Annotated in this window: 27 protein-coding genes and 5 tRNA genes; 15 read left to right on the forward strand and 17 right to left on the reverse strand. The window is 53.8% G+C overall.

Annotated features, from left to right (window positions below; genetic code table 11):
• Nucleotides 1-25 precede the first annotated feature (25 nt).
• The 3 genes from SR894_RS15740 to SR894_RS15750 all read left to right on the forward strand — a co-directional run bounded on the left by SR894_RS15740 (nucleotide 26) and on the right by SR894_RS15750 (nucleotide 2,020).
• Complete coding sequence (locus tag SR894_RS15740; protein WP_009287400.1) at nucleotides 26-1,039, forward strand: zinc-binding dehydrogenase; 1,014 nt, start codon at nucleotides 26-28, stop codon at nucleotides 1,037-1,039.
• Nucleotides 1,040-1,156: 117 nt separating this feature from the next.
• Nucleotides 1,157-1,540: a GNAT family N-acetyltransferase gene (locus SR894_RS15745; RefSeq protein ID WP_322535430.1), complete on the forward strand. Its 384-nt coding sequence runs from the start codon at nucleotides 1,157-1,159 to the stop codon at nucleotides 1,538-1,540.
• A gap of 69 nt (nucleotides 1,541-1,609) precedes the next feature.
• The gene (locus SR894_RS15750; RefSeq protein WP_152419267.1) at nucleotides 1,610-2,020 is read left to right on the forward strand and encodes a hypothetical protein; all 411 of its coding nucleotides are present in this window, start codon (nucleotides 1,610-1,612) and stop codon (nucleotides 2,018-2,020) included.
• Nucleotides 2,021-2,112: 92 nt separating this feature from the next.
• Here the strand turns inward: SR894_RS15750 and SR894_RS22980 are convergent, their stop codons facing one another.
• From SR894_RS22980 to ilvC, 3 genes are all read right to left on the reverse strand, one after another.
• Nucleotides 2,113-2,229, reverse strand: a complete 117-nt coding sequence (locus tag SR894_RS22980; RefSeq protein ID WP_223288133.1) for a CopG family antitoxin — start codon at nucleotides 2,227-2,229, stop codon at nucleotides 2,113-2,115.
• Nucleotides 2,204-3,691 (reverse strand): molybdate ABC transporter ATP-binding protein ModF, encoded by a 1,488-nt coding sequence (modF, locus tag SR894_RS15755; RefSeq protein ID WP_223288057.1) that lies wholly within the window; start codon nucleotides 3,689-3,691, stop codon nucleotides 2,204-2,206. Before modF ends, SR894_RS22980 begins: the two co-directional genes overlap by 26 nt.
• Before the next feature lie 124 nt (nucleotides 3,692-3,815).
• Nucleotides 3,816-5,288, reverse strand: a complete 1,473-nt coding sequence (gene ilvC, locus SR894_RS15760; protein WP_223288058.1) for a ketol-acid reductoisomerase — start codon at nucleotides 5,286-5,288, stop codon at nucleotides 3,816-3,818.
• A gap of 207 nt (nucleotides 5,289-5,495) precedes the next feature.
• Here ilvC and ilvY point away from each other — a divergent pair, with 207 nt between their 5' ends.
• Nucleotides 5,496-6,374: an HTH-type transcriptional activator IlvY gene (gene ilvY / locus SR894_RS15765; protein ID WP_133729771.1), complete on the forward strand. Its 879-nt coding sequence runs from the start codon at nucleotides 5,496-5,498 to the stop codon at nucleotides 6,372-6,374.
• 69 nt (nucleotides 6,375-6,443) lie between these two features.
• On the opposite strand, the gene SR894_RS15770 is transcribed toward ilvY, so the two are convergent.
• Genes SR894_RS15770 through uraH form a run of 3 tightly spaced genes read right to left on the reverse strand, consistent with a single transcriptional unit; the run spans nucleotide 6,444 to nucleotide 8,761 of the window.
• Nucleotides 6,444-7,178, reverse strand: coding sequence for a GntR family transcriptional regulator (locus SR894_RS15770; RefSeq protein WP_223288059.1), 735 nt, complete (start codon nucleotides 7,176-7,178; stop codon nucleotides 6,444-6,446).
• 15 nt (nucleotides 7,179-7,193) lie between these two features.
• Nucleotides 7,194-8,396 carry a urate hydroxylase PuuD gene (locus tag SR894_RS15775; protein ID WP_223288060.1) on the reverse strand — a complete coding sequence of 401 codons (1,203 nt, stop codon included), beginning with the start codon at nucleotides 8,394-8,396 and terminating at the stop codon, nucleotides 7,194-7,196.
• Between the two features lie 11 nt (nucleotides 8,397-8,407).
• The gene (gene uraH / locus SR894_RS15780; protein ID WP_223288061.1) at nucleotides 8,408-8,761 is read right to left on the reverse strand and encodes a hydroxyisourate hydrolase; all 354 of its coding nucleotides are present in this window, start codon (nucleotides 8,759-8,761) and stop codon (nucleotides 8,408-8,410) included.
• Nucleotides 8,762-8,898: 137 nt separating this feature from the next.
• On the opposite strand from uraH, the gene uraD reads away from it, so the two are divergent.
• Nucleotides 8,899-9,438, forward strand: coding sequence for a 2-oxo-4-hydroxy-4-carboxy-5-ureidoimidazoline decarboxylase (gene uraD, locus SR894_RS15785; RefSeq protein ID WP_223288062.1), 540 nt, complete (start codon nucleotides 8,899-8,901; stop codon nucleotides 9,436-9,438).
• 105 nt (nucleotides 9,439-9,543) lie between these two features.
• Here the strand turns inward: uraD and SR894_RS15790 are convergent, their stop codons facing one another.
• From SR894_RS15790 to SR894_RS15800, 3 genes are all read right to left on the reverse strand, one after another.
• Nucleotides 9,544-9,900 (reverse strand): phasin family protein, encoded by a 357-nt coding sequence (locus tag SR894_RS15790; protein WP_223288063.1) that lies wholly within the window; start codon nucleotides 9,898-9,900, stop codon nucleotides 9,544-9,546.
• Between the two features lie 180 nt (nucleotides 9,901-10,080).
• Nucleotides 10,081-10,770 (reverse strand): glutathione binding-like protein, encoded by a 690-nt coding sequence (locus SR894_RS15795; protein ID WP_223288064.1) that lies wholly within the window; start codon nucleotides 10,768-10,770, stop codon nucleotides 10,081-10,083.
• Between the two features lie 114 nt (nucleotides 10,771-10,884).
• Nucleotides 10,885-11,577 carry a glutathione S-transferase family protein gene (locus SR894_RS15800; RefSeq protein ID WP_223288065.1) on the reverse strand — a complete coding sequence of 231 codons (693 nt, stop codon included), beginning with the start codon at nucleotides 11,575-11,577 and terminating at the stop codon, nucleotides 10,885-10,887.
• Between the two features lie 378 nt (nucleotides 11,578-11,955).
• On the opposite strand from SR894_RS15800, the gene SR894_RS15805 reads away from it, so the two are divergent.
• On the forward strand, nucleotides 11,956-13,647 hold the full coding sequence (locus SR894_RS15805) for an L-lactate permease (protein ID WP_133729763.1): 1,692 nt from the start codon (nucleotides 11,956-11,958) through the stop codon (nucleotides 13,645-13,647).
• 95 nt (nucleotides 13,648-13,742) lie between these two features.
• On the opposite strand, the gene SR894_RS15810 is transcribed toward SR894_RS15805, so the two are convergent.
• Both SR894_RS15810 and glcC read right to left on the reverse strand, forming a co-directional pair.
• On the reverse strand, nucleotides 13,743-14,267 hold the full coding sequence (locus SR894_RS15810) for a gamma carbonic anhydrase family protein (protein WP_223288066.1): 525 nt from the start codon (nucleotides 14,265-14,267) through the stop codon (nucleotides 13,743-13,745).
• Nucleotides 14,268-14,307: 40 nt separating this feature from the next.
• On the reverse strand, nucleotides 14,308-15,087 hold the full coding sequence (gene glcC / locus SR894_RS15815; RefSeq protein ID WP_223288067.1) for a transcriptional regulator GlcC: 780 nt from the start codon (nucleotides 15,085-15,087) through the stop codon (nucleotides 14,308-14,310).
• A gap of 205 nt (nucleotides 15,088-15,292) precedes the next feature.
• On the opposite strand from glcC, the gene glcD reads away from it, so the two are divergent.
• From glcD to SR894_RS15835, 4 genes are all read left to right on the forward strand, one after another.
• A complete protein-coding gene (glcD, locus tag SR894_RS15820; RefSeq protein ID WP_223288068.1) occupies nucleotides 15,293-16,792 on the forward strand; it encodes a glycolate oxidase subunit GlcD in 1,500 nt (499 codons plus the stop codon).
• 68 nt (nucleotides 16,793-16,860) lie between these two features.
• The gene (glcE, locus tag SR894_RS15825) at nucleotides 16,861-17,955 is read left to right on the forward strand and encodes a glycolate oxidase subunit GlcE (protein ID WP_223288069.1); all 1,095 of its coding nucleotides are present in this window, start codon (nucleotides 16,861-16,863) and stop codon (nucleotides 17,953-17,955) included.
• A gap of 14 nt (nucleotides 17,956-17,969) precedes the next feature.
• Nucleotides 17,970-19,202: a glycolate oxidase subunit GlcF gene (glcF, locus tag SR894_RS15830; protein WP_223288070.1), complete on the forward strand. Its 1,233-nt coding sequence runs from the start codon at nucleotides 17,970-17,972 to the stop codon at nucleotides 19,200-19,202.
• Nucleotides 19,203-19,287: 85 nt separating this feature from the next.
• A complete protein-coding gene (locus tag SR894_RS15835) occupies nucleotides 19,288-19,692 on the forward strand; it encodes a heme-binding protein (protein WP_223288071.1) in 405 nt (134 codons plus the stop codon).
• A 126-nt stretch (nucleotides 19,693-19,818) separates the two neighbouring features.
• Here the strand turns inward: SR894_RS15835 and SR894_RS15840 are convergent.
• From SR894_RS15840 to SR894_RS15865, 6 genes are all read right to left on the reverse strand, one after another.
• Nucleotides 19,819-19,895 (reverse strand) — tRNA-Asp (locus tag SR894_RS15840).
• A gap of 77 nt (nucleotides 19,896-19,972) precedes the next feature.
• A tRNA-Val gene (locus SR894_RS15845) sits at nucleotides 19,973-20,048 on the reverse strand.
• Nucleotides 20,049-20,129: 81 nt separating this feature from the next.
• Nucleotides 20,130-20,206, reverse strand: a tRNA-Asp gene (locus SR894_RS15850).
• Between the two features lie 40 nt (nucleotides 20,207-20,246).
• Nucleotides 20,247-20,323: transfer RNA gene (locus SR894_RS15855), tRNA-Asp, on the reverse strand.
• Nucleotides 20,324-20,396: 73 nt separating this feature from the next.
• Nucleotides 20,397-20,472 (reverse strand) — tRNA-Val (locus SR894_RS15860).
• Nucleotides 20,473-20,576: 104 nt separating this feature from the next.
• Nucleotides 20,577-21,353 (reverse strand): alpha/beta fold hydrolase, encoded by a 777-nt coding sequence (locus SR894_RS15865; protein ID WP_223288072.1) that lies wholly within the window; start codon nucleotides 21,351-21,353, stop codon nucleotides 20,577-20,579.
• 164 nt (nucleotides 21,354-21,517) lie between these two features.
• On the opposite strand from SR894_RS15865, the gene ccoN reads away from it, so the two are divergent.
• The 5 genes from ccoN to ccoG all read left to right on the forward strand — a co-directional run bounded on the left by ccoN (nucleotide 21,518) and on the right by ccoG (nucleotide 26,381).
• Nucleotides 21,518-22,942, forward strand: coding sequence for a cytochrome-c oxidase, cbb3-type subunit I (gene ccoN / locus SR894_RS15870; protein ID WP_133729755.1), 1,425 nt, complete (start codon nucleotides 21,518-21,520; stop codon nucleotides 22,940-22,942).
• Nucleotides 22,943-22,961: 19 nt separating this feature from the next.
• On the forward strand, nucleotides 22,962-23,570 hold the full coding sequence (ccoO, locus tag SR894_RS15875; RefSeq protein ID WP_088699417.1) for a cytochrome-c oxidase, cbb3-type subunit II: 609 nt from the start codon (nucleotides 22,962-22,964) through the stop codon (nucleotides 23,568-23,570).
• Between the two features lie 3 nt (nucleotides 23,571-23,573).
• On the forward strand, nucleotides 23,574-23,798 hold the full coding sequence (locus SR894_RS15880) for a cbb3-type cytochrome oxidase subunit 3 (protein ID WP_088699416.1): 225 nt from the start codon (nucleotides 23,574-23,576) through the stop codon (nucleotides 23,796-23,798).
• Entirely contained in the window at nucleotides 23,795-24,724 is a 930-nt protein-coding gene (ccoP, locus tag SR894_RS15885; protein WP_088699415.1) for a cytochrome-c oxidase, cbb3-type subunit III, read from the forward strand. Before SR894_RS15880 ends, ccoP begins: the two co-directional genes overlap by 4 nt.
• Nucleotides 24,725-24,944: 220 nt before the next feature.
• Nucleotides 24,945-26,381 (forward strand): cytochrome c oxidase accessory protein CcoG, encoded by a 1,437-nt coding sequence (gene ccoG, locus SR894_RS15890; RefSeq protein ID WP_223288073.1) that lies wholly within the window; start codon nucleotides 24,945-24,947, stop codon nucleotides 26,379-26,381.
• Nucleotides 26,382-26,384: the final 3 nt, after the last annotated feature.

Consider the following 26,384-nt stretch of genomic DNA (forward strand, 5'->3'; position numbering starts at 1 on the left):
AACTTTCTAAGTTGGGTTACTTTCTATGAACAAATACAAACGTATCGTCATTGCCAACCATGGCGGCGTGGACGTATTAAATACGGTCGAGGAAGCGATTCCTGAGCCAAAGTCAGGGCAAGTCAGAGTCAAGGTTCTTGCCGCAGGTATCGGCTACGCTGATATTATGGCTCAGCACGGCGGTTATCCTTTAGCACCGAAAATTCCTTTCACTCCCGGTTATGATTTCGTCGGAATCGTAGATTACGTTAGTTCAGACGCTGTCGGTGTTGAAAAAGGTCAGTATGTGGCTGCGCTCAATCCAGAATTCGGTTGTTACTCGGAGTATGTATGTGTGCCTCCAGAGCTTTTATTGCCTGTTCCTGAAGAATTGGATCCAGCAGAAGTTGTAAGTCTAATTCTTAACTATCTTACCGCGCACTGTATTTTGCATAAAAAAGGCCAACTCAAAAACGGTGAAACAGTTTTAATTCATGCTGCTGCCGGTGGTGTTGGTACCGCACTTCTGCAATTGGGCGGGTTGCTAGAATTGAAAATGTACGGCACTGCCTCTGTCACCAAGCATCCCACCGTCCGCGAATACGGCGGTATCCCAATAGACTATAAGAATCAGGATTTTCTCGAGTACATTCGCAACGAAGTTCCAGATGGAGTCGATGCGGCATTCGATCCAATTGGCGGGCTGAACCTACGGCGTTCGTATAAAGCGGTAAAAAAAGGCGGCCGGGTAATTAGCTATGGTTTTGCCGGAGACAGCTTCGGCGGCATGAAACAAATGGCAATCGGTGTGCTTCAAATGGCTGCGCTTAATTTCTGGCCGGACGGTAAACGAGTAACGCTCTGCGCCACCCCTGGCGAAGTAAAAAAAGATAATGCATGGTACCGGGAAACTCTTACTGAACTCATTAGCATGCTTGCTGCGCGGCAAATAAATCCAGTCATTGGTGCAAGGGTGCCGTTAATGGAAGTAAAGCGCGCACATCAAATGCTGGAGCAAGGCAACGTTGCCGGTAAGGTTGTTTTGGTTTGCGAGCCGTAAAGTTGCCCAACAAATCGTTGGAGAGGGACGTTTTTTCCGTTACGCGCTTCGCGCTTTACTCCAAAAACGCCCCTCAACTCAGGCGTTAAATTTTCAATCGAGCTTTAGTGATGAATATTGAGATTCGTAGAAAGATCAGATCACCTTAAGCTACTAGAAATCTGGGAAGCCTCGGTCAGAACAACCCATGATTTTCTGGCCGAAGATGATCTACAGGAGTTAAAGCCGTTAATTCTGGAGCAGTATTTTGATGCCGTTGATTTAAGGTGTGCTAAAAATGGCCATGGTGAAATACAAGGGTTCTGCGGCGTTCATGACGGTAATATTGAGATGTTGTTCATTGCACCAGATGCGCGCGGAAAAGGCGTTGGTGCCATGTTAACTGCCAATGCTATCGATGAGCAGGGAGCGTCAAAGGTCGACGTCAATGAACAGAATGTTCAGGCGCTTGGTTTTTTACCAACATATTGGCTTTTCGGTAACAGGGCGCTCACCAGTTGATGGGCAGGGCAAGCTTTATCCGTTGCTGTATATGACGTTATAAAAATTTAATAAACTTTTGGGTGGATAATGGAAACACTGGGAATCGCAATATCACTGGTAATGGCGGGTTTAATTATCGCAACTCCAATCTATTGCGTAGCCAAAAGCCGAAGCTTTATCCGCTTAAACCTTATTTCAATCCCGATCATATTCACGCTTGTCATCGCTGGTGCATATTGGCCTCACTTCTACAAAGATGTGCGACTGGAAATGATGGGACTTGATTTTGACGGAATGTCCGATGAAGAGAGAACGCGGAATGTAACTCCAGAGCAAAAAGAAGAAGCTATAGAGCTCTACTGGTCACTTATGGGAATAGGCTGGCCCCTCCAAGCGATTATTGGCATGGTATTAGTGCTACCTTATCCATCCACCGTATGGCTCGTTGGATTTGGCGCTAAGCGTGTTTTCAGGAGAAAAACTCGTGAAATCAACTAACAAGGCCAACCACAGCGTTAGCACCTCAGTTTCGACAGCGGTCGTTCACATCATCCGCAAGCCAAACCTTGATCAATGACTGGTAGGGCATATTACTTGTGCGCTTCAATTTTGAGCCGATCAAGCAGAGTTTCCGGCATGCGGAGTGAGATAGTCTTGGTTGAGGGCTTCAGTTTCGAGAAGCTAGTGATTCTTCTCCAGCGCCAAATGGTTGTCTATTTCTTTTATTTTATCTTCCGTGTGGTGATTCACGTAAAGCACCGTGGTCTCTTTCCCTGCACAAATTTTCTCAATAAGCGCTAGCACCAGTTGGCGGTTCATATCGTCCAGGCCCAGGCAAGGCTCGTCTAGAATCAACAGCGGCGGGTGTTTCACCATGGCGCGGGCGATAAGCAGCAAACGCTGGTCGCCGTAAGAGAGTTTGTTGAAGGGCTGATCGGCGCGCTCTTGCATGCCGAGTAGTACCAGCCACTGGTCGGCGATTTTTTTCTGATGATCGGTGGCTTTTGTGTACACGCCGATGCTGTCGTAAAAACCTGAAATAATCACGTTTTTGCAGCTGGTGCTGACGCGATACTCCCACTGCAGGGCAGTGGAGACATAGCCGATAAACTGCTTGATCTGCCAGATGCTTTCGCCGTTACCGCGCTGGAAGCCAAACACAAAAATGTCGTTGGTATAGCACTGCGGATGATCCCCCGTGATCAGGGACAAAACACAGGTTTTGCCGCTACCGTTAGGGCCACTTAGTTGCCAGTGCTGGCCCTGCTCTATCGTCCAATCCAGCTTATCGACAATCACGGTGTCGCCGTATTGGATAGTTGCTTGTTTGAGCTTCACTAACGGCTGACTGGGGTCAAGAGCAGGTAATTTGCTGGCTGGATCCGCTTCTGGCAGGCTTAGGTCAGTGGTTTTCAGATGCAGCAACTGATAAAGCTCATTGAAGGCAGCTTCATCCTGACGCTCTACCGTGAACGCTAAACGTCCACTATCTCCTCGTTTCTTATCCCCTCTCTTTTTCTCTAAACGCTCTTTATCCAGATAAGCCACGTGAGTGATAAAGTCTGGCATCTCATCAAAGCGATTCAGCACCATCACCATGGGAACGGTGTCTATGATGGAGGCGAGATGGGCTTGCAGCATGGCTAGGGTGTCGACGTCCAAACCATCAAACGGCTCGTCTAAAATCAGCAAGTCCGGCTTGCTCGACAGTGCACGAATCAGCATGACTTTTCGGGTTTCGCCCGTGGAGAGCTTACGAAAGGCGCGGTCGAGTAGCTTCGTAAGACCGAACTTATCGACCAGCTCGCTGGCAAGTTCAGGGTCTTGGCACTGCTCGAAAATCATTTCACTAACGGGTGTGCCGAGTGAGATGACATCCATGATATCGGCATCGTCTTTTTTTAGCTCTTTGGCGATGAGCTCGGCCTGCGCTTCGAAAGAGACCAAGCCAATGTTTTTGGGAAGCCCTTGAATAGTGCCCGCTTCAATCTTACCAACGCCAGCCAACGCTGCCGCCAGGGCCGATTTGCCTGAGCCATTGGTGCCAGTGATAACCCAATGCTGGTGGGGTTCAATGATCCAATCAATCTCGCTTAGGGTGAAGCGATCATCAAAACTGATCGTCGCTTTGTTTAGCTGAATACGCTCTAAGCGGCTTGAAGGCTCCATCAATGTGTTCCTTATTGTTTGGAAAAAGTCAGTGTTCGCATGTAATGAGACAAAAAAGCCGAGAATATCGTGGCGATATCTCGGCTTTTTAGATGACTTAGCGGTCTATCATTTAATCAGCCGATTAAACGATCTTCTTCATGTCCGCCATATGGCCACGCAGCACTGCGCCCACGGCTTCAACCGGGTGAGCGCGAAGCGCATCGTTGACTTCGATTAAACGGGCGTTATCTACGCCATTGTCATCTACATTCAGGCCTTTACCAATAACATCGGATTTGATGCCTTTCATAAAGTCAGCCAAGAGCGGTACACAGGCGTGGTTGTAGAGGTAGCAACCGTATTCCGCCGTGTCAGAGATGGTCGCGTTCATCTCGTACAGTTTCTTACGCGCGATAGTGTTGGCGATCAGTGGCGTTTCGTGGAGAGATTCATAGTAAGCAGACTCGGCGATGATGCCGGCCGCCGTCATGGTTTCGAAAGCAAGCTCAACGCCCGCTTTAACCATCGCTACCATCAAGATACCGTTGTCGAAGTATTCCTGTTCTGTAATCTCTACGTCACCCGCAGGCGTTTTCTCGAAGTTGGTTTCTGCTGTTTCTGCACGCCATTTGTGCAGGTTAGCGTCATCGTTCGCCCAGTCTTCCATCATCGTGTGCGAGAAGTGGCCGCTCATGATGTCGTCCTGGTGCTTATTGTAGAGCGGACGCATGATCTCTTTCAGCTCTTCAGCAAGATCAAAAGCTTTGATCTTGGCTGGGTTAGAGAGACGATCCAGCATGTTGGTCACGCCGCCGTACTTCAATGCTTCTGTGATGTTTTCCCAGCCGTACTGGATCAGCTTAGAGGCGTAGCCAGGTTCGATGCCCTCTTCGATCATTTTGTCGAAGCAAAGGATAGAGCCGGTTTGCAGCATGCCGCAAAGGATCGTCTGCTCACCCATCAGGTCGGATTTAACTTCCGCGATGAAAGAGGACATCAGTACGCCGGCTTTGTGGCCGCCAGTGCCCACTGCGTAGGCTTTTGCCAGGGCAAGGCCTTCGCCTTTGGGATCATTGGCTTCGTGAACGGCGATCAAGGTGGGAACGCCGAAACCACGCACGTATTCAGCGCGAACTTCAGAACCTGGGCACTTGGGCGCTACCATGATGACGGTTAAGTCATCACGGATTTTCATGCCCTCTTCTACGATGTTGAAACCGTGGGAGTAAGATAGGCAGGCGCCCTCTTTCATCAGCGGCATTACCGCCGTCACAACAGAGGTGTGCTGCTTATCGGGCGTCAGGTTCAAAACCACGTCGGCCGTGGGGATCAACTCTTCGTAGGTACCGACAGTAAAGCCGTTTTCGGTGGCGTTTTTCCAGGACTGACGTTTTTGTTCAATGGCTTCAGGGCGCAGTGCGTAAGAGACGTCTAAGCCGCTGTCGCGTAGGTTCAAGCCTTGGTTGAGGCCTTGGGCGCCACAGCCGATCACGACCATTTTTTTGCCTTTCAGCGCTTCTACGCCATCGGCAAATTCAGAGCTGTACATGAAACGACATTTGGCGAGTTGAGCCAGTTGCTCGCGGAGCGGCAGCGTATTGAAGTAGTTAGCCATCGTTAGCATCCTAATGTTTATGATCGTGACATCGATGTGAGGCACACCGATGCTAAAACCGGTACTTAAAAGAGTGACATAGCCGCTAGATGGGTGATCCAGCGTTATGTGAGTAAGGCTAATCTAACCAAAAATGACCATTTCTTAAATTGATATATTTGCAACAGCATGTCCCTTTTTTTGCAAAACTCAATTATCATGGCGTTTATGAATTTTAAAATTTTAAAACAGTTCCTCGCCTTGGCAGAAACCCTGCATTTCGGGCGCGCCAGCGATGAGTGCTATGTCAGCATTTCTGCCTTGTCGCGCAATATTCGGCATTTAGAAGAGGAACTGGGGGTGTCGCTGTTTAATCGCGACAACCGTACGGTGGTGTTGACTCAGGAGGGGCAAAAGTTTCTCAAGTACGCCCGCGATGCCAGCAGCCAATGGAATTTGATTCGTCATGAATTGACGGACAATCCTGATCAATTAAGCGGGGAAATCAGCCTGTATGGCTCCGTCACCGCCAGCTACAGCTTTTTGCACGAACTCCTGCGCCGCTTTCGTATTGCCTACCCGATCATAGAAATCAAGCTGCGCACAGGGGATCCAGAACACGCGATTGCGCATGTTCTGGACGGTAAAGAGGATCTTAGCATCGCGGCCCAGCCTGCCAACTTACCGCGCGGCCTGGCGTTTAAATCCATTGCCACGTCGCCTTTGCTGTTTATTGCGCCCATTGAGCAGCAGGTGCCGAATGTGCCAACGAACACGCCAACCACACCGGAAGAGTGGGCGAGCATCCCGATGATTCTATCAGAGAGTGGTGTCTCAAGAGCCCGTGTGGATGAGTGGTTTCGCCAGCTGGATGTCTCCCCGCGCATTTATGCACAGGTCACCGGTAATGAAGCCATTGTGAGTATGGTGAGCTTGGGCTTTGGCATTGGCGTGGTGCCAAAAATCGTTCTCGACAACAGCCCCTTGGTGGATCGCATCCGCGTGCTCGACGTGACGCCGGAACTGGAGCCCTACGATATTGGTTTATTTACCCTCAAGAAAAACCTAAAGAACCCGCTGGTCGACGCCTTTTGGCGCTTGATGTAAGCCCTCTTTAATAAGCCCTTCTTACATAAGCCCCAGGCGCTGTTTTTTAGCGATCCGACACAACCGTGCTTAACCCCCAAATATCTGCTGCAAATCCGGCACGTTTTCTTCCTCTTCCACCATGGAGAGTGACGCTTCGATGGCTTTTAGGTGGCGGCTCATAAAGGCTTTGGCGCGCTCGCCGTTGCCTGCTTCCAGATAGCCGATCAGATCGTCGTGGTCGTGGGATTCACAGCCTAAGTGGCCACGATGGCCGTAGACGGCGAGTATCAGCGATGAGCGGGAGCAGAGCCGCTCGACAAACTCTGCCAGGGTGGCGTTGCCTGATAGCTGCGCTAAGCGCACATGGAAGTCTGCCGATAGCCGAATGGCCACGCTCTGCTGGCCACTACGCAGCGCTTGGCGCTCTTCGCGAGCCATTTCGCGCAGCTCCGCGGCCTCTTTTTCGCCCATGCGCCGGGATACGTCGGGCATTAACCCGCACTCGATTAACTGGCGGGCATCGAAAACGTCTTTGGCTTCATCGGCAGTGGGCCGAGTGACGCTGGCGCCTCGGCGCGGTGTCAGCGTGACTAACTGCTCCAGCGCCAGGCGCTGCAGGGTTTTACGAATACCGGTGCGGCTAATGCCAAAGACATCCGCCAGCGCATCTTCGCGCAACCGTGCGCCGGGCTTTAAACGCTGCTCGACGATAGCATCGCTCACGGAGCGATAAATGGCGTCGTGGCGCTCATCACCCTCTTTGCTAGTTTTAGCTTCTTTAGCAGTAGCGCGCCGTTTCTCCGGCGCCTGCGCATCACTCATAGTTAGCCTCTCTGATTACTCCTCCCAAGCAGCAATGATATCGCGCTCTTCATCGCTCATGTTGGTCATATTGCCTAACGGCATATAGCGGCTGGCCACGACCTGCTGAATCTGCGTTTTCTGCCCCAGAATTTCATCCCAGCTTTCGAAAGCAAACCCGGCGGGCGGTGCCGAAAATCCGGCATGTTCAGGGTTGCGAGCATGACACTGAACACAGTGCTGCTCAATCAAGCCGGTGATTTGCGCCTGATCCGGCCCTTGCACGCCGTCATTACCACTAGGCGGCGATGAACTTGGTGCGGCCACCCAAAAGGCTAACAGAATGAGCCCTACCCCAACGGCGGGATACGCTGGCTGGGTTTTGCCTGCATGCATCAACACAAAGAATTGACGAATCAAAGCACCGGCAAAGATAAACAACACCATCACGACCCAGGCAAGCTCATGGGAGTAGATAAAGGAGTAGTGATTACTCACCATCAACAACACGACCGGCAGCGTGAAGTAGGTATTATGCACCGAGCGCTGCTTGCCGCGTTTGCCATCCAAAGGATTAGGCGCGTCGCCCGCCTTCATGGCTTTTACCATGCGGCGCTGGCCGGGAATAATCCAGAAAAAGACGTTAGCCGACATTGCCGTCGCCATTACCGCCCCTGTGAGCAGGAAGGCTGCCCGACCAGTGAACATCTGCGTGCTCAGGTAGGCAACGACCACCATCATTACGGCAACCGCAACGCTGAGCAGGCCGTCACGATCCATATTGGGGCTAATGCGTTTACACAGCTCGTTATAAACCACCCAACCACCCAGCAAAAATGCCAGCGCCAGCAGGTTGGCCTGCCAGCCCGTCATGTTGGCGGCCCACTCCCAGGGACTATTGGGGTTTACCAGATAGAAGCCCGGATTAACCATGTAGAGAATGACGAACAGCGCAAAGCCGGAAAGCCAGGTGGTGTAGGCTTTCCAGAATGACCAGTGCAGATCATTGGGCAGCTTGGCCGGTGCCGTGGCGTACTTCTGGTTGTGGTAGAAACCGCCGCCATGCACCGACCACATTTCGCCAAACACGCCCTTGTCGCGATCTTCCTCTGCCTTCGGTGCGCGCAGGCTATTATCCAGCATTACAAAGTAGATCGACTCGCCGATCCAGGCGATGGCCGCAATCACATGCAGCCAGCGCAGCAACAGGTTCACAAAATCAATAATATAAGCTTGCATGCCCGGCCCTCTTAACTACCGCGGTAGGTGGAATAGCCATACGGTGAAAGCAGCAGTGGCACATGATAGTGCTGGCTGGCATCAGCGACGCCAAAACGCAGCGGGATAACGTCCAAAAAGCGCGGCTCATTAGCCTCACTACCTTGGGCACGCAGATAGTCGCCGGCATGGAACACCAGCTCATACTCTCCCGCCGTTAGCGCATCGCCCTCTAGAATAGGTGCATCGCAGCGGCCGTCGCTGTTAGTGACTACGGTACTGAGATGTTGGCGCTCATTACCGGTAAGGCGGAATACTTCGATAGTAATCCCCTGGCCTGGCTGACCTTGGGCGGTATCCAGTACGTGGGTGGTTAAGCGTCCCATAGCCACTCCTTATTGATAGCGTTGTTTGACCAATTGGTCAAAGAGTACCTTTGATACTATTTGTTGTATACAGTAATTCCATCCCCGCACATTGTGAATCAACGACGCTTTAACATTGCCCGCTTTGGAGAGTGCCAGTGCCAACATCACAGCCGTTACTGCTTTCACCCGCGCCCAGCAAGTGCAGCCTTGAAATGCTTACCCATCACTATGGAGATGTTTATGAGCACTCCCCCTGGGTGGCCGAAGCGGCCTGGCAGCACGGCCTGACTGAAGCCCACGACGAGCCTGACGCATTAGCCGAGCTGATGGGGCTTATGTTGCAGCAGGCGAGCAGTGAACAGCAAATCAAGGTGATTCAGGCGCACCCTGACCTTGCAGGCAAAGCTGCTATGGCCGGTGAGTTAACCCAAGACTCAACCAGCGAGCAAGCAGGCGCCGGGCTTGATCAATGCAGCCCTGAGGAATTCGCGCGCTTTGAATACCTCAATACGACGTACAAGGAGAAATTTGGCTTTCCGTTTGTCATTGCCGTTAAAGGGCTGGATCGGCACGCCATTCTAGCCGCCTTTGAAGAGCGCCTGAACAACGATACGGCCACCGAACGGGAAACGGCTATTGAGCAGATCATCCGTATTGCACGTTTACGCTTAATTGACCGGGCGACAAAATCCTAGTGTTAAACAACACAGGATAAGCGCTCATTTTGTATACAGAAACGCCGCGCCCATTGGGGCGCGGCGCAATTTAGCGGTACTACTTTTCGACGTCTGCCTATTCGATTACTGCTTGGCAGTCTCTACCGCTTTCTTAGTGGTTTCTTCTACTTGCTTCTGGCTATCTTCAGCAAAGCTTTTGCAAATGGAGGTCACTTTTTCTGTGTCTCCTTTCACACGCTCCATAAAATTACTTGCCGTTTTCTGCTGGCTTTCCATGGCTTTCTTGAAGCTGTCTGCGTCTTTTACATCAAGCCAGGTGCGCGCTTGCGAGATCGCCATATCCGAGTAGGCACGTGCGGCGTCCATCTGGGCTGTAAACAGCTGGTCATAGTAGTCAAGCGCTATCAGCGTGTACGAGCGCATCGGTGAAACAAAAATAGACTCAAACTGTTGCGTGGTTTTCTCAGTCGCTTTATTCATAATCGTATCTCCAAGAGTGAGCTAGCACATAAACACGCCTTGATTAGGCGGTTCTTAGCCAGGCTTTTGCCTCTGCTGTCCTTAAAGCTAGCAGTGCTTTTTGTGCAGCGCAACATGATTTTTCTTCATGCTGCGCCTGCTCACTCGCAGATCGTTAGTAAGACTGAGTGTAGCCTGCTACTAGCGGTTACCGAACAAATGCTTACGCGCCTGCTCATCCATTTCTACGCCGGACTGGGGGTTAACATCTTCGACCAATGCGTAAGCTCTACGTACGGCTGGGCGTGCTTTGATCATGTCAAACCAGCGCTCTAAATCAGGAAACTCTTCCAAGGTTTGACGCTGTTTTTCCCAAGGCACAATCCAGGGATAGATCGCCATATCGGCAATCGAGTAGTCATCACCACCCACATAAGTATGATGCGCCAAACGTTGGTCTAATACGCTATAAAGCCGATTGGTTTCACGCACGTAACGTTCAATGGCGTAATCGATCTTTTGCGGCGCATAGTGGCAAAAGTGGTGATTTTGGCCTGCCATGGGCCCTAGCCCGCCCATTTGCCAGTGCAGCCACTGCAATACGATATAGCGTTCGCGACCAGACGCGGGTAAGAAAAGGCCACTCTTGTCGGCCAGGTACTCAAGGATTGCGCCAGACTCAAACATCGACAGCGGCTGGCCGCCATCCTGTGGTGAGTGATCGACAATAGCGGGAATGCGGTTATTGGGGGCAATAGTGAGAAATTCAGGATCAAACTGCTCACCTCGGCCAATATTAATCGGCTTCACTCGGTACGCCAGATTGGCCTCTTCGAGCATAATGGAGATTTTATGGCCGTTAGGTGTTGTCCAATAATACAGGTCAATCATTGCCATCTCCTTGTTGAAAACCTTGATTCACTCGCCATGAGCCTACCAAGCTTTCAAAATTTATCGGGCGGTACCTTAGCGTACCGCCCTGATCAGGTCATCCAGCCGTTAGCGCTATATATCGCGTACGGTTATGGCATTACCGGCAGCCCCATTGTGCACGCTGAGCATACGCTTAAACCACTCATCCACCGGGTCGCCAGGCTCGACTACCGCCTGTGTCGATACGACGTGAGCCCACATCATACTGCCAAACAGAAGGTAATCTGAGCCGCTGGGTGCATCACCGTCTAAAAATGCGCTCTCCCGCAGCAGGTCACGCACCGGTGCCAGCGCCTGCTTAAGCTGCTGCTTACCTTTTTCGGGTTGTTGGAACTCTTCAAGCGTGCAGCCAAACCGCGCTTCGCGGGTTTCACGGAAATAACTACGGTCTTCGGGGTGGACGGCGGCAAATAAATCCATGCCGATAATGCGGAATAGCGCAGGATTCACGCTGCGCTCAACAAAGTATTTGAACAGTAATACCCGCTGATAGCTGACGCCTTCACCCAACACGGATGCCTCGGGATACGCCTTATCCAGGTAGCGCATGATCTCGAAACTGTCGGTAACGACCTGATCGCCGTCACAAAGCACCGGCACTTTGTCGTAGTTGGCAAACGCCAGCGCTTCTTTATCGAGGAATCGCCACGCTACGGAGGTGAATTCCAGCCCTTTATGGGCGAGTGCCATACGTACGCGCCAGCAATAAGGTGAGAAGCGGAGCCGTTCGTCCCGGCCGCAAAGATCATAAAGAGTCATTGCCACTGTCATAACCTCCGTGTGGTTGATCATAGTGAATAAACAGCACTTCAGCCGATAACAATGAGCGTAAGCCAGCTATGACGCAACTGGCGAGTTCTGTACTTATCCTTTTGCTGGCAACTGTACTGTCTATTAGTCTAATGACTCAGCGCGTTTAGACTTCCAGCCATTCATCAAAAAACCATTTAAGAACATACACATAAGAAAACAACAGCCGTGTAAAACCAGCTATCAAACAAGCACTTCAGTGGTAAGACCAATTTTCCAATGTAGTCATATGGTTAGCCTAATCGTATCTTTCACCTACACCCGACTGGCGGTACAACTGCTAGACGGAAATTGCGGAGCATACCAAATCAATAACAAGGGGCAGTTCCTTCCATGAATGAAACGATACTTGCACTTCTGGCTTTCCTGCCGCTGTTGCTGGCCGGTATTTTGCTCATAGGGTTTAAAATACCTGCCAAGATAGCGATGCCGATTGTTTTCCTGACCGCGGCCATTATTGGCTTAACCGCTTGGGATATGTCCTTTAGCCGCGTGGCGGCGTCGACCATTCAAGGCCTGATTCAAACTGCGGGTCTTTTGTGGATCATCTTTGGCGCCATACTGCTGCTTAACACCCTTAAGCACTCCGGTGGCATCACCGCTATCCGTAATGGCTTTTCAGGCATTAGCCCTGACCGTCGCGTACAGGCGCTGATTGTTGCCTGGCTGTTCGGCTGCTTTATCGAAGGGGCGTCAGGCTTCGGTACGCCCGCCGCCGTTGCGGCACCGCTAATGGTCGCTCTTGGCTTTCCGGCGCTGGCGGCGGTGGTCGTGGGCATGATGATTCAATCGACGCCGGTCTCGTTTGGTGCGGTGGGCACGCCTATTGTGGTCGGGGTCGGTAGTGGCCTGGATCGTGCTGGCATTAGCGCCGAACTCGACTCGGTAGGCTCAAGCTGGGATGTCTTCTTCCAACTTGTCACCAGCGAAGTGGCGATTACTCACGGCATCGTGGGCATTTTAATGCCGCTGATTCTCGTTACCGTGATGGTGCGCTTCTTCGGCGCCAACCGCTCCTGGAAAGAAGGACTGTCGATTACCCCCTTCGCCATCTTTACCGGTATCTGCTTTGTAGTGCCTTACATGCTGGTGGGCGTGCTTTTGGGCCCTGAATTCCCGTCAATGATCGGCGCGATGGTGGGCTTGGCGATTGTCGTACCCGCTGCCAAACGCGGCTTTCTGATGCCTAAAGATACCTGGGATTTCCCCGAGTCCTCTTCTTGGCCAGACGAGTGGATCGGCAACCTGCAGATCAAGCTTGACGACGTTGTCGGCAGAGCGCCGATGTCCACCTTTAAAGGCTGGGTACCCTATGTGCTGCTCGCACTGTTTTTAGTGGCCTCTCGCATTATTGAGCCCCTCAAAACAGCACTTACCTCTATTAACCTCAGTTGGAACAATATTCTTGGTGAAGCGGGCATCAGCGGTGGGGTTCAGCCGCTCTACTTGCCCGGCGGTATTATAATTGCCGTGGTCATTGTGACCTATTTCCTGCACCGCATGAATCCGCAAAAGATTAGCGCTGCGGTGTCTGAATCTACCAAAACGATTTTTGGGGCGGGTTTCGTTTTGATCTTTACCGTGCCGATGGTGCGCATCTTGATCAACTCCGGCGTTAACGGCGCAGACCTTGTTTCAATGCCGGTAATGATGGCCCAGGCAGTGGCTGATAGCGTTGGCGGTATTTACCCCTTCTTTGCGCCAATGGTAGGGGCGATGGGCGCCTTCATTGCAGGCTCCAACACGGTCTCCAACCTGATGCTGGCGGAATTCCAGTTTAGCGTTGCGGAAACTCTGGGGCTTTCCACGGCCATGATGGTAGCGCTGCAGGCAGTGGGTGCAGCGGCGGGTAATATGATCGCCATCCATAACGTAGTCGCAGCATCGGCAACGGTCGGCTTGTTAGGCCGCGAAGGGGCTACAATCCGTAAGACGATTCTGCCCACCATCTACTACCTCATCTTTACCGGCATCATCGCGCTGGTGGCGTTCTACGTGATTGGGGTCACGGACCCGTTGATGTGATGTAGCGGTCGTAACCACTACGCTAGAACCGCAAACCCCCAGGCCTAAACCTGGGGGTTTTGTCGTTTTGGTGTGATCAATCTAGCCAGCTAGCGTCAGTCTATTCGCTTTAGCTCCTGACTATGGCGCATACCGCGCTCGACATAGCCTTGGGCATTATTTTTCAAACCCGCAATGGCCTCATCGGAAAGCGCCCGCACTACTTTGGCAGGCGAGCCAACGATTAACGAGTTGGGCGGAAACACCGCGCCTTCCTTAATAAAAGCACCGGCACCGACCAGGCTATTTTCACCAATCACCGCGCCATTGAGCACTACCGCCTGTATACCGATTAAACAGTCATCGCCAACGGTGCAGCCATGCAGCATGGCCTGATGCCCGACCGTCACCCCTTTGCCTACTTTCAGCGGAAAGCCTGGGTCAGCGTGGAGAACCGCGCCATCCTGGATATTGCTCTCTTCGCCTATTTCAAGATGGTCGCTATCACCGCGCAACACGGCCTGATACCAGACACTTGAGCGTGCTTTTAAAGTGACCTGGCCGATAACATCCGCCGTTTCTGCAATATACACGTCGTCCTGAATATCGGGCCGATACTCGCCGTATTGATAAATGGCCACGTTGACCTCCTGGGTTGTTGTTGGTGTATTAATGATTGAACTACTGCCACTCTTCAAGGCGCATTGAGGAGCGCTCTAGCCGTTCGTGCTCCTCTTCTAAATCGCGCAGCAGTTGGCTAATGCTGGAGAGGTGCTCCAGCGCCACCTGTTCTGCCTGCTCCGCCTCGCCGTTGACTACCGCCTCATGCAGCTGCGCATGCTGCTGATTGATCATCGTTCTGGGCGCCGGCAAGTGATAAAGATGCTTGACCGAGGCAAATACCGAGCTGAGCAGTAAATCGGTCAGGCTCTGCAGCGTATGCACCAACACCGGGTTGTGGGATGCCTGGGAAACCGCCAGGTGAAAGGCGTGATCAAGTCGAGCTAGGCGCTCGACATCAATGGTTTCTGCACTTTCCGCGTAGTCGGCCATTTCGCGATAGCGTCGGGTGATCAGCACCCGGTCGGCGGAGGTGCCACGACTCGCGGCTAACCGCGCCGACTCCCCTTCCAGCAAGGCGCGCACCTCTAACAGGTCAAATAGCGTGCGCGGATGATCTTTAAACAGGTGCATCAATGGGCTTTGGTTACCCACCGGTAAAAGCGTGGCAACCGTCGAGCCATGGCCCTGGCGGGTATCGATAATTCCTTTACTGCGCAGAATTCTCAACCCCTCGCGCAACGAAGCACGTGAGACGCCCAGCCGATCGCACAGCCGCCGTTCAGAAGGAAGCAGTTGGCCGGGTCGAAAAACGCCATCAAGAATTAAACGCTCAAGCCGGGTAGCCACCTGATCCGGCATTCGCAGCCCGGGCGACAAAGCTTGATTCTCCTCTGGCATGTTAGCTCTCCTGATGGGCTTTATGTCCAGCTTGCCAGTACTTAACCCAGTACTAAACAAAGAAGACAACACAGTCGACTAATTACTGGTCAGACCAATGCACCACAACCTAGACAGGCGGGTAAAAAAAGCCCAAATTGAGGCCATGTTATCTACAGACCGTTTTAGCATTTACCTTTAACGATAATAAGCATGGGATGTCTTAATGAATATCCTCTTTGATGAGCGCCTGGACGGCGAACTGGTTCGGCGCGATAAAAGCGAGGTTTTAACCGACCTGCAGCAAGCCGTCCCCGACATGACGCTGCTGCACCGTGAAGAAGACCTGCGCCCCTTTGAGTGCGATGGGCTGGCGGCCTACCGCGTGCTACCTATGCTGGTGGCGCTGCCTGAAACCTTTGACCAGGTGAAAGAGCTGCTCAAGCGCTGCCATGCGCTTAGCGTGCCCGTAGTCACCCGCGGCGCGGGTACCGGACTTTCCGGCGGCGCGCTGCCGCTGGAACAGGGCGTGCTACTAGTGATGTCGCGCTTTAACCAAATTCTTAAAGTCGATCCTGATGCCCGCCTGGCGCGGGTTCAACCCGGCGTGCGCAACCTGGCAATTTCCGAAGCCGCTGCGCCTTACGGCCTCTACTACGCGCCGGATCCCTCTTCGCAAATTGCCTGCTCCATTGGTGGCAATGTGGCGGAAAATGCCGGCGGCGTGCACTGCTTAAAATATGGCCTAACGGTGCATAACGTCATGCGCGTGGACGTGCTCACCATCGAGGGCGAGCACATGACCCTGGGCGCGGAGTCTTTTGATGCGCCGGGCTTTGACCTACTGGCATTGATGAACGGCTCAGAGGGCATGCTCGGCGTCGTCACGGAGATTACCGTCAAGCTGCTGCCCAAGCCGGAAACCGCCAAAGTGCTGATGGCGAGCTTCGATGACATTGAGAAAGCCGGACGCGCCGTCGGCGATATCATAGCGGCAGGCATTATTCCCGGCGGCTTAGAGATGATGGATAAACTGGCAATTAAAGCCGCCGAGGATTTCATCAAAGCAGGCTACCCAGTGGAAGCAGAAGCGATTCTGCTCTGCGAGCTGGATGGCGTTGAAGCTGACGTAGACGACGACTGCGATACCGTGCGCCGCGTACTGGAAGCCGCGGGTGCCACCGATATTCAGCAGGCTCGCGATGAAGCCGAGCGCGCCAAGTTCTGGGCTGGGCGTAAGAACGCCTTCCCTGCGGTGGGCCGCATGTCGCCGGATTACTACTGCATGGATGGCACTATTCCCCGCCGCGAGCTACCCCGAGTGCTGAAAGGCATTGCCGCACTTTCTGAAGAGAGCGGCCTGGCGGTGGCCAACGTGTTCCACGCCGGCGATGGCAATATGCACCCGCTGATTCTGTTTGATGCCAATAAAGAAGGCCAGCTGGCGCTTGCCGAAGAGGTGGGCGGTAAGATTCTGGAACTCTGCGTAGCCGCGGGCGGTTCGATCACCGGCGAGCATGGCGTAGGGCGCGAAAAGATCAATCAAATGTGCAGCCAATTCCAGGCGGATGAAATCAGCGTTTTTCATGCCTTGAAGGCTGCCTTTGATCCACAGCGACTGCTCAACCCCGGCAAAAACATTCCGACGCTGGCGCGCTGCGCTGAGTTTGGCGCTATGCATGTGCATAACAACGAACTACCGCACCCGGAGCTGCCGCGTTTCTAGCCGCTAGCCTAGCCGTGATAATAATTAGCCAAAACGAATAATGGAAAAGACCAATAGTGGGAAAGACCATGACTGAACGAGCGATTGCCGACCGCGATATCGCTGGCGCCTTGTGTGAACAGGTTCGCAGTGCCTATGACGCACGCACACCGCTTCGCATTGTAGGCGGAGATACCCGCGCCTTCTATGGCCGACCGGTGGAAGGCCAAGCACTGCAGATGGCCGAACATAGTGGCATTGTGAGCTACGACCCGGTGGAACTGGTGGTGACCGTGCGCGCCGGCACGCGACTCAGCGACCTGCAGGAAGTGCTGGCCGAGAAGCACCAAATGCTGGGCTTTGAGCCCCCCATGTTTGGTGAGGCTTCCACCATTGGCGGCGCCGTGGCCACCGGCCTCTCCGGCCCACGCCGCCCCTGGGCAGGTGCTGCACGAGACTTTGTGCTGGGCACGCGAATCATCACCCAGGAGGGCAAGCTGCTCCGCTTTGGCGGCGAAGTAATGAAAAATGTCGCCGGTTACGACCTGTCGCGCCTGATGGCAGGCGCCCAGGGTACGCTCGGCGTATTGACCGATATCTCCTTTAAAGTGCTGCCTATTCCCACCGCGACTCACAGCCTGCGCTTAACCGTCGGGCTGGATGAGGCACTCAAAAAACTCGCCGAACCGGGTCGAAAGCCGCTGCCGATTACCGCCGCAGCTTGGCACCACGGCGAACTGTTTTTGCGTTTGGAAGGCGGCAAAAGCTCTGTTAGCGCGACTCAGGCAAGCCTAGGCGGCGAGCCGCTTGATGCTAACTTCTGGCAGGAGCTGCGCGACCATACTCACGCTTTCTTCGCCTGTAACAACGGCCAAGCGCTATGGCGCTTGTCACTACCGCCAAATACAGCACCGTTGGCGCTGGATATTCCCGAGGCCGATATTTTTTACGATTGGGCCGGTAGCCAGCGCTGGGTAAAAACCACCCTGGATGCCAGCACCCTACGCGATGCCTGTCGCGCAGTAGGCGGCCACGCCACTTGCTACACACCCAAGCTCCAGGGCGGCGCCGCAGAGCCGTTCACACCGCTCAATGCCGTGGTGGGGAAATATCATCGTAATCTAAAGGCGGAGCTGGATGCCCATGGCATTTTTAACCCCGGTCGTCTTTATGCGGCGTTTTAATCAGGAGAGCTGACATGCAGACGCACTTTACCGATGCCGACCTTCAGAAACCGCATATTCAAGAAGCGGAGCGCATTCTGCGCACCTGCGTTCACTGCGGTTTTTGTAACGCCACCTGCCCGACGTACCAGCTGTTAGGGGATGAGCGCGATGGCCCCCGTGGGCGCATCTATTTGATGAAGGAGCTGCTGGAGAGCCGCGACGATGACGACCAGGTCACCGATGAGACGCGCCTGCACCTTGACCGCTGCCTTACCTGTCTTAACTGTGAAACCACCTGCCCTTCCGGCGTGGAGTACCACAAGCTGCTCAACATTGGCCGTGCCGAAATTGAGCGGCGCGTTCCTCGCCCGACAGCTGAGCGGGCCCAGCGCTATGCGCTGCGAAAAATGATGGTCGAGCCTAAACGTTTCCAAGCGCTGCTAAAACTGGGGCAAACCTTTAAACCACTGGTGCCTAGCAAGCTGCGCAATAAAATGCCCGCAGCGCCGATAGATGCAGGCGAACGCCCGGATGCCAACCGCCATACCCGGCGGGTATTAATACTGGAAGGCTGCGTTCAGCCGGGGCTGTCACCCAACACCAATGCTGCCACTTCGCGCATTCTTGATCGGCTGGGCATTAGCGTAACGCCGGTGGCTGAAGCGGGCTGCTGTGGCGCCGTTGATTTCCACCTTAATGCCCAGGACGATGGCCGTGCGCGCATGCGCGCCAACATTGATGCCTGGTGGCCGTACATTGAGCAAGGCACCGAAGCCATCGTTCAAACCGCCAGTGGCTGCGGCGCCTTTGTCAAAGAGTATGGTTACATGCTCAAGGATGACCCTGACTACGCCGTTAAAGCGCAAAAGGTGAGCGCTCTAGCCAAAGATATCGTCGAAATCCTGCGCAATGAGCCGCTGGACGCCTTGAACGTTAACGCGTCACAACGACTGGCGTTCCACTGCCCCTGCACGCTACAGCACGCCCAGAAGCTTAACGGTGCAGTCGAAGGCGTGCTGAGCAAGCTTGGCTTTGCGTTAACCCCGGTGCAGGATGGGCATCTTTGCTGCGGATCGGCGGGTACCTATTCGATCACTCAACCAGAGCTGGCCACCCAGCTGCGTGACAATAAGCTCAACGCCCTGGAGGCCGGTGAGCCGGAAGTGATCGTAACGGCCAATATCGGCTGCCAAACCCACTTGGCGGGCGCCAATCGCACTCCGGTACGCCACTGGGTTGAAATCGTCGATGCCGCGCTCAGCTAGCGCTTCAACACTAACGTTTAACCCCCGGCCGCGCAGACCTGAACCGCGCGGCCACTTCACTCTCTCCCTTAACAAGGATTTAAATATGCAAACAAAAGCCATTCTCGCTCAGGCCGATGTGATCAACGTACTCGATGCCGCACAGAAAGAGGCGGACAGTAATAACTGGCCGGTAACCATCGCGGTGACCGACGACGGAGGCCATTTATTGGCGCTGCGGCGTTTGGATGGCGCGGCCCCGTTCAGTGCCGAAGTCGCTACTCACAAAGCACGCAGTGCAGCGCTAGGCCGTAAAGAGACCCAGGTGTTTGAAGAGATGATTAATGGCGGCCGCACTGCGTTTGTCACCGCACCGCTGCAAGGCCTGCTCTCAGGCGGCGTGCCAATTACGGTTGATGGCCATGTAGTGGGCGCTGTGGGCATTTCCGGCGTAAAACCCGACCAGGATGTGCAGGTTGCCAAAGCCGGTGTTGCCGCGATTACAGGCTAAAAAACTGCCCATTAACACGCAGACATACGAAAAAGCCCGGATCAATGATCCGGGCTTTTTTTGAATTCGTTCGGCAGATGCCGACAGGTTGTTAACAACACAAATGGCTAACAACAAAATGCTTAATGGCGGACCGGACGAGACTCGAACTCGCGACCTCCGGCGTGACAGGCCGGCATTCTAACCGACTGAACTACCGGTCCACGTTAAAGCACTTTCAAAACAACCATCAAAGCTAACAGTTATAAGCGGTTCAGAGGCGCTTCTAAAAGGTAGGCGATGGTGGGTGGTACTGGGTTCGAACCAGTGACCCCCAGCTTGTAAGGCTGGTGCTCTCCCAACTGAGCTAACCACCCAATCTATTGGTAAGTATTTGCTGTGCTTACCAACTTTTTCTCACCAGCTTAGTTCTCACCAGCTTGGCTTAGCAGTTATCGTGGCGGACCGGACGAGACTCGAACTCGCGACCTCCGGCGTGACAGGCCGGCATTCTAACCGACTGAACTACCGGTCCGAATTGCGATAACAACTTTTAGCAGACGTTGATTTGATGATGGCGGACCGGACGAGACTCGAACTCGCGACCTCCGGCGTGACAGGCCGGCATTCTAACCGACTGAACTACCGGTCCGCTATGCACATCAAATACAAGTCGTACTAGGTACTACTTTCACACTTCCAGACCATCTTTCAACAACTTAAGATGGTGGGTGGTACTGGGTTCGAACCAGTGACCCCCAGCTTGTAAGGCTGGTGCTCTCCCAACTGAGCTAACCACCCGCTGGTCACGTGGCGCTGCATTCTACAGAAGGCTTACCGAATGTCAACATGCTGCGTTTAAAAACTGTCGTCTAAACTAGGATTTAAAACAGCGCGTTACTCTCTTACGTAAGGCCTGTGCCATGAGCGCGGACGAAGGATGCCGCAACTTGGGTAGCTTCGTCAATCAAAACCGTTTGGGTCAGGCCAGAAAATCGCCGCGGCTTGAAGTCATGGTCGCCATCCCTCAGCCAAGCAAGCTGCACGTTCGACGGCAATGTATAGCCGGCTACCTCGTCTTGAGTACCGAAGGGGTCACGCTCGCCCTGTAAAATCAGCATGGGGCAGGCAATTGCAGGCCAGTGATCCAGGCGTAGCTTGTCAGACGCTTTAATAGGATGAAACGGGTAACCTGCGACCACCACTCCCGGCACCGCGCTATCAGAGGACAGTTCACTGGCTAGCGGGTTACTGGTTGGCTGTTTACTGGCAAATAGGGTCGCCACACGGCCGCCCATCGATTTGCCTCCAATCCATAGCGGTTCGTCAAATAGGTCAGCAAGTAGCGCATACCATTGGGCAAACTGGTCAAGGGTCTGGGCGATAGGTGGCGGCGGTCGACGTTTGCCGGTTTCCTGCATCTGCTGCATATAGGGGAAATCAACACATAAAACCTGAACACCCTGAGCCGCCAGCGAGGTGACAAATTGACGCATGAAGGGAGACTGCTGACCAGCCCCTGCGCCATGGGCAAACAGCAATCGACCCAGCCTGGCCTGCCCATGAATGGCCAACGGCCCCATGCCCTGCACCAGAAAAGCGCCATTGGGTTGGCGTTGAAGCGCCTCTTTTAATGCCTTGGGAGGCACTTCGATATATCCAGACAAAGCGTAGTAGGACACCCATCACTCCTGATAATTCAGTCTTTAACCAATTGGTGTGTTCAGGTTAAGCCTCTGCTGCGCTATAATCTTGGTCGGATCTTGACCTGCATCATCAAGCGGGTGGCCGCACCCGTGCAAAATGCCACGGGTTACCCCCTAACCGCGTTCGATGGGAACATGACATGAGCACAGCATTTGAACACCCGACCTACAACTACAAGGTAGTTCGGCAGTTCGCGATTATGACCGTTGTGTGGGGCATTGTGGGAATGACAGTGGGTGTCATCCTCGCCTCGCAACTGGTTTGGCCGCAACTGAATCTTGGCATACCTTGGACTAGCTTTGGGCGCCTGCGTCCGTTACACACTAACGCCGTAATTTTCGCCTTTGGCGGTTCGGCGCTCTTTGCCACGTCGTACTACGTAGTACAGCGCACCTGTCAGACGCGGCTTTTCTCTGACAAGTTGGCGGCCTTTACGTTCTGGGGCTGGCAAGCGGTCATTATCTCAGCAGTCGTGTCGCTGCCTATGGGCTACACCACGACCAAGGAGTACGCTGAGCTGGAGTGGCCGATCAACATTTTGATCGCGGTCGTATGGATCAGCTATGCCATCGTGTTCCTGATGACGATCAAGAAACGTACTACGTCGCATATTTATGTGGCGAACTGGTTCTTTGCAGCGTTTATTTTGACGGTTGCGGTGCTGCACATCGTCAACAACGCGGCTATCCCTGTCACTCCCATGTACTCCACCTCGATCTATGCTGGCGCGGTAGATGCCATGGTGCAGTGGTGGTACGGGCACAACGCGGTAGGCTTCTTCCTGACTGCAGGCTTCCTGGGCATGATGTACTACTTCGTGCCGAAACAAGCTGAGCGGCCGATCTACTCTTACCGCCTCTCAATTGTCCATTTCTGGGCATTGATCATGATCTACATGTGGGCAGGCCCTCACCACCTGCACTACACAGCGCTGCCTAACTGGGCACAGTCGCTAGGTATGATCATGTCCATCATCCTGTTGGCCCCCTCCTGGGGTGGCATGATCAACGGCATGATGACCCTGTCAGGGGCTTGGCATAAGCTGCGCACGGATCCAACGCTACGCTTCTTGGTGGTTGCGCTGTCGTTCTACGGCATGTCCACCTTTGAAGGCCCGATGATGGCGATTAAGACCGTCAACGCGCTGTCGCACTACACTGACTGGACAATCGGTCACGTTCACTCCGGTGCGCTTGGCTGGGTCGCGATGATCACCATCGGCTCCATGTATCACCTGATCCCGCGCGTCTTTGGTCGCACTGAAATGTACTCGGTCAACCTGATCGCCGTGCACTTCTGGCTGGCCACGATCGGTACCGTGCTGTATATCGCCTCCATGTGGGTAAACGGTATTCTACAGGGCCTGATGTGGCGTGCGATCAACCCTGACGGCACCTTGATGTACACCTTCGTTGAATCCGTTGAAGCCAGCGGGCCGGGCTACTTTGTTCGCTTAATCGGCGGCCTCTTCTGGGTCACCGGTATGCTGATCATGGCGTTCAATGTGTACATGACCGTTAAACGTCGTGAGGCTATCAGCCATTCAGCGCCACAAGCTGCCTAAACCGGGGAAGTTGAGACCAATGAAACACGAGATTGTCGAAAAAAACGTTGGCCTGCTTGCCGTGTTGATCCTTGTCGTGATCAGTTTCGGCGGCTTGGCTGAGGTGGTGCCGCTGTTTTTCCAGAAGCAGACCACCGAGCCGGTTGAAGGCCTGGAGCCGCTGTCTGCTCTGGAGCTGGAAGGCCGTGACATCTACCGCCGCGAGGGCTGCGTGGGCTGTCACTCGCAAATGGTGCGTCCGTTCCGCGCGGAGACCGAGCGCTACGGCCACTACAACGTGGCAGGTGAGCAGGTTTACGAGCACAACTTCCTATGGGGTTCCAAGCGTACCGGGCCAGACCTGGCGCGTGTTGGCGGCCGCTATAGCGACGACTGGCACCGTGCTCACCTCTACAATCCCCGAGATGTAGTTCCTGAATCGGTTATGCCGGCTTACCCCTGGCTGTTTGAAAATACCCTCGATGGTGACGCTACTCCCGCTAAAATGCGCACCCTGCGCCAGCTAGGCGTGCCGTACACCGACGAAGATATTGCCAACGCCACTGACGATGTTCGCGGTACTCAGGAAATCACTGCCCTGGTCGCGTACCTACAGCAGCTCGGAACCGTGCTCGAGGGCACTCGCTAAGTTATGGATACGGGAACTTTTCGCGGTCTCATCACGCTAATCTTGATTTTCGCGTTTATTGGCATCGCCCTCTGGGCGTACTCCAAGCGACGCAAGCCAGATTTCGACGAAGCGGCTAATTTGCCCTTTGCCGACGACGATGAGCTACCGACCAGTGACAAGCACGCTTCGCGTGAACGCGACAGCGAAGCGCATTCCCGCGACGACAGGGGAGATAAGAATATATGAACAATCTATGGGGTGACTCCCTATCCGGCTTCTGGAGCGCCTGGATCATTATCATTACGCTGGGCACGATCGCGCTGAGCGTATGGATACTGCTGGCCAATCGCCGCACCGATAAAACGCCTGACGCGGACGGTAACGTTGAAACCACGGGCCATGCCGCCGATGGCATCGAAGAGTATGACAACCCACTGCCAAAGTGGTGGTTTCAGCTATTCGTCCTAACCGTGGTCTTTGCACTGGGCTACCTGGTGTTTTATCCCGGCTTGGGCAACTACGCGGGGATACTGGGCTGGTCGCAAGAGGGCCAGTGGGAAGAGGAAGTCGCTCAGGCCGAAGAGCGTTTCACACCGATTTTTGCCCAGTATCAGGAAGTGCCCATTCCTGAGCTTGCCGAAGATCCCGAGGCGATGCAGGTTGCTGAACGTATCTACCAGAACAACTGCGCGGTGTGTCACGGTTCCAACGCTCAGGGCGGTTACGGCTTCCCCAACCTGACCGACGACGACTGGCTGTACGGCGGTGAACCAGAAAATATCCTGACCACCCTCAACCAAGGCCGCAACGGCAACATGCCTTCTTGGCAGCAGTTGGGGCAGGAGAATATTGAGAACCTTACGCAGTATGTTCTGTCGCTTTCTGATGAAGAGCACGATGCTGAACGCGCGGCGAGCGGCGAAAGCACCTTCGGCGCGGTGTGTGCAGCCTGCCACGGCCCCAGCGGAACGGGTAATACGGCTCTTGGCGCACCCAACCTGACCGATAACACTTGGCTTTATCTGGCACCCGGCCAGGATGTCGGTGACTCTATTCGTCAAACGCTGCGTAACGGCCGTAATGGCCATATGCCTGCGCAAGCGGCTTATATTGGTGAAGAGCGTGTTCACTTGGTCGCCGCCTACGTGTACAGCCTGCGCTTAGCGGACTGATTGACTGCAGACAGATAGTCATTACTGTCTGCAACGCTAGCCAAGCAAGGGTGCGGCCCCAAACCGCACCCTTTCTTTATACCCAACCCGATACAATATTAGCGAAACGCCTAGACCGCGACTAAGCATCACACTTAAAAAAGCACTTCGTTTAATTGAGCATTTCGTTTAGTTGAAGAAAGGTGCCACCTCTCCTGCCTTCTGAGCCGGGAATATCGCCATGGAAAAGATACCAACCCAAGACGTCACGCCGAATCCGGTGGGGCATCACGCCCCCTCTGAAACGGTTACCCAGGAAATGTACGCCAAGCGGCGACACATTTACGTGCGCGAAATAAAAGGCGTTTTTCAAAAGTTACGGCGCAGCGCCAACTGGGCATTAATGCTGGCATTTTTTCTCTTACCGTGGATTAACATCGGCGGGCGGCCATTAATTCTCTTCGACCTGCCTAACCGTGAGTTCCATATTTTTAGCGCCACGTTTTACCCGCAGGAGTTTATTCTGCTCTCATGGCTGCTGATTATCTGCGCCTTTGGGCTATTTTTTATTACCGTTTTTGCGGGCCGGGTCTGGTGTGGTTACACCTGCCCACAAAGCGTTTGGACGTTTCTATTCATTTGGCTTGAACACCGTATTGAGGGCTCGCGCAATCGGCGCATCAAACTCGATAACCAACCGATGACCGCCGACAAAGCCTGGCGCAAGGGGGCTAAACACACGGCTTGGCTGCTCATTGCCCTCGCCACCGGCATTACCTTTGTGGGTTACTTCACGCCGATTCGCGATTTAGTGACAGAGCTTCCCACCCTTGAAGCTCACGGCTGGTCTTACTTCTGGGTTGGTTTTTTCCTGGTATTTACTTACCTCAACGCTGGTTGGCTGCGCGAACAGGTGTGCATCTACATGTGCCCCTATGCGCGTTTCCAGTCGGTCATGTTTGACCGCGATACATTGATCGTCTCCTACGATGAATCACGTGGCGAACCCCGTGGCCATCGCAAAAAAAGCTTAAGCCACTTAGAAGCCCGCGAGGCAGGCTATGGCGACTGTATCGATTGCGATCTTTGCGTGCAGGTCTGCCCTACCGGCATTGATATCCGCGATGGGCTGCAGTACGAGTGCATTACCTGCGCCGCCTGTATTGATGCCTGCGATAGCGTGATGGATAAAATGGGCTACCCAAGAGGCTTGGTGCGCTACACCACCGAAAACGCCCTTGAGGGTAAAAAGAGCCACATCATGCGCCCGCGCCTGCTCGGCTACTTCGCCGCTCTGGTGCTGATGATGGGTGCCTTTGCCTGGGCCATTAACGACCGCATGCCGCTCAATTTTGACGCTGAGCGCGAGCGTACCCAGCTTTACCAAATGACTCGTGACGGCCAGATTAGCAATGTATTTAGCCTGACCATTCGAAACCTGGATGATCAAGACCACACCTACCAGCTGAGCGTTGCTGGATTGCCCAGCCTTACTCTAGACAGCAGTACGATTCGAGTACCTGCAGGGGAATCGCGCTTCGAAGCCGTCACTGTGACCGCTGATCCCGACGATTTACAGCAACCCAGCCATCCCATTGTATTTACGCTGCAGGCTCAACAGGATGCGGATATTCGCCTTGAGCGCGAAACCAGCTTCCTGGGCAACATTAGGAGATAAGCA

Origin of the sequence: Vreelandella neptunia, assembly GCF_034479615.1 — a bacterium.
In the GTDB taxonomy this organism is placed as follows: Bacteria; Pseudomonadota; Gammaproteobacteria; order Pseudomonadales; family Halomonadaceae; genus Vreelandella; species Vreelandella neptunia.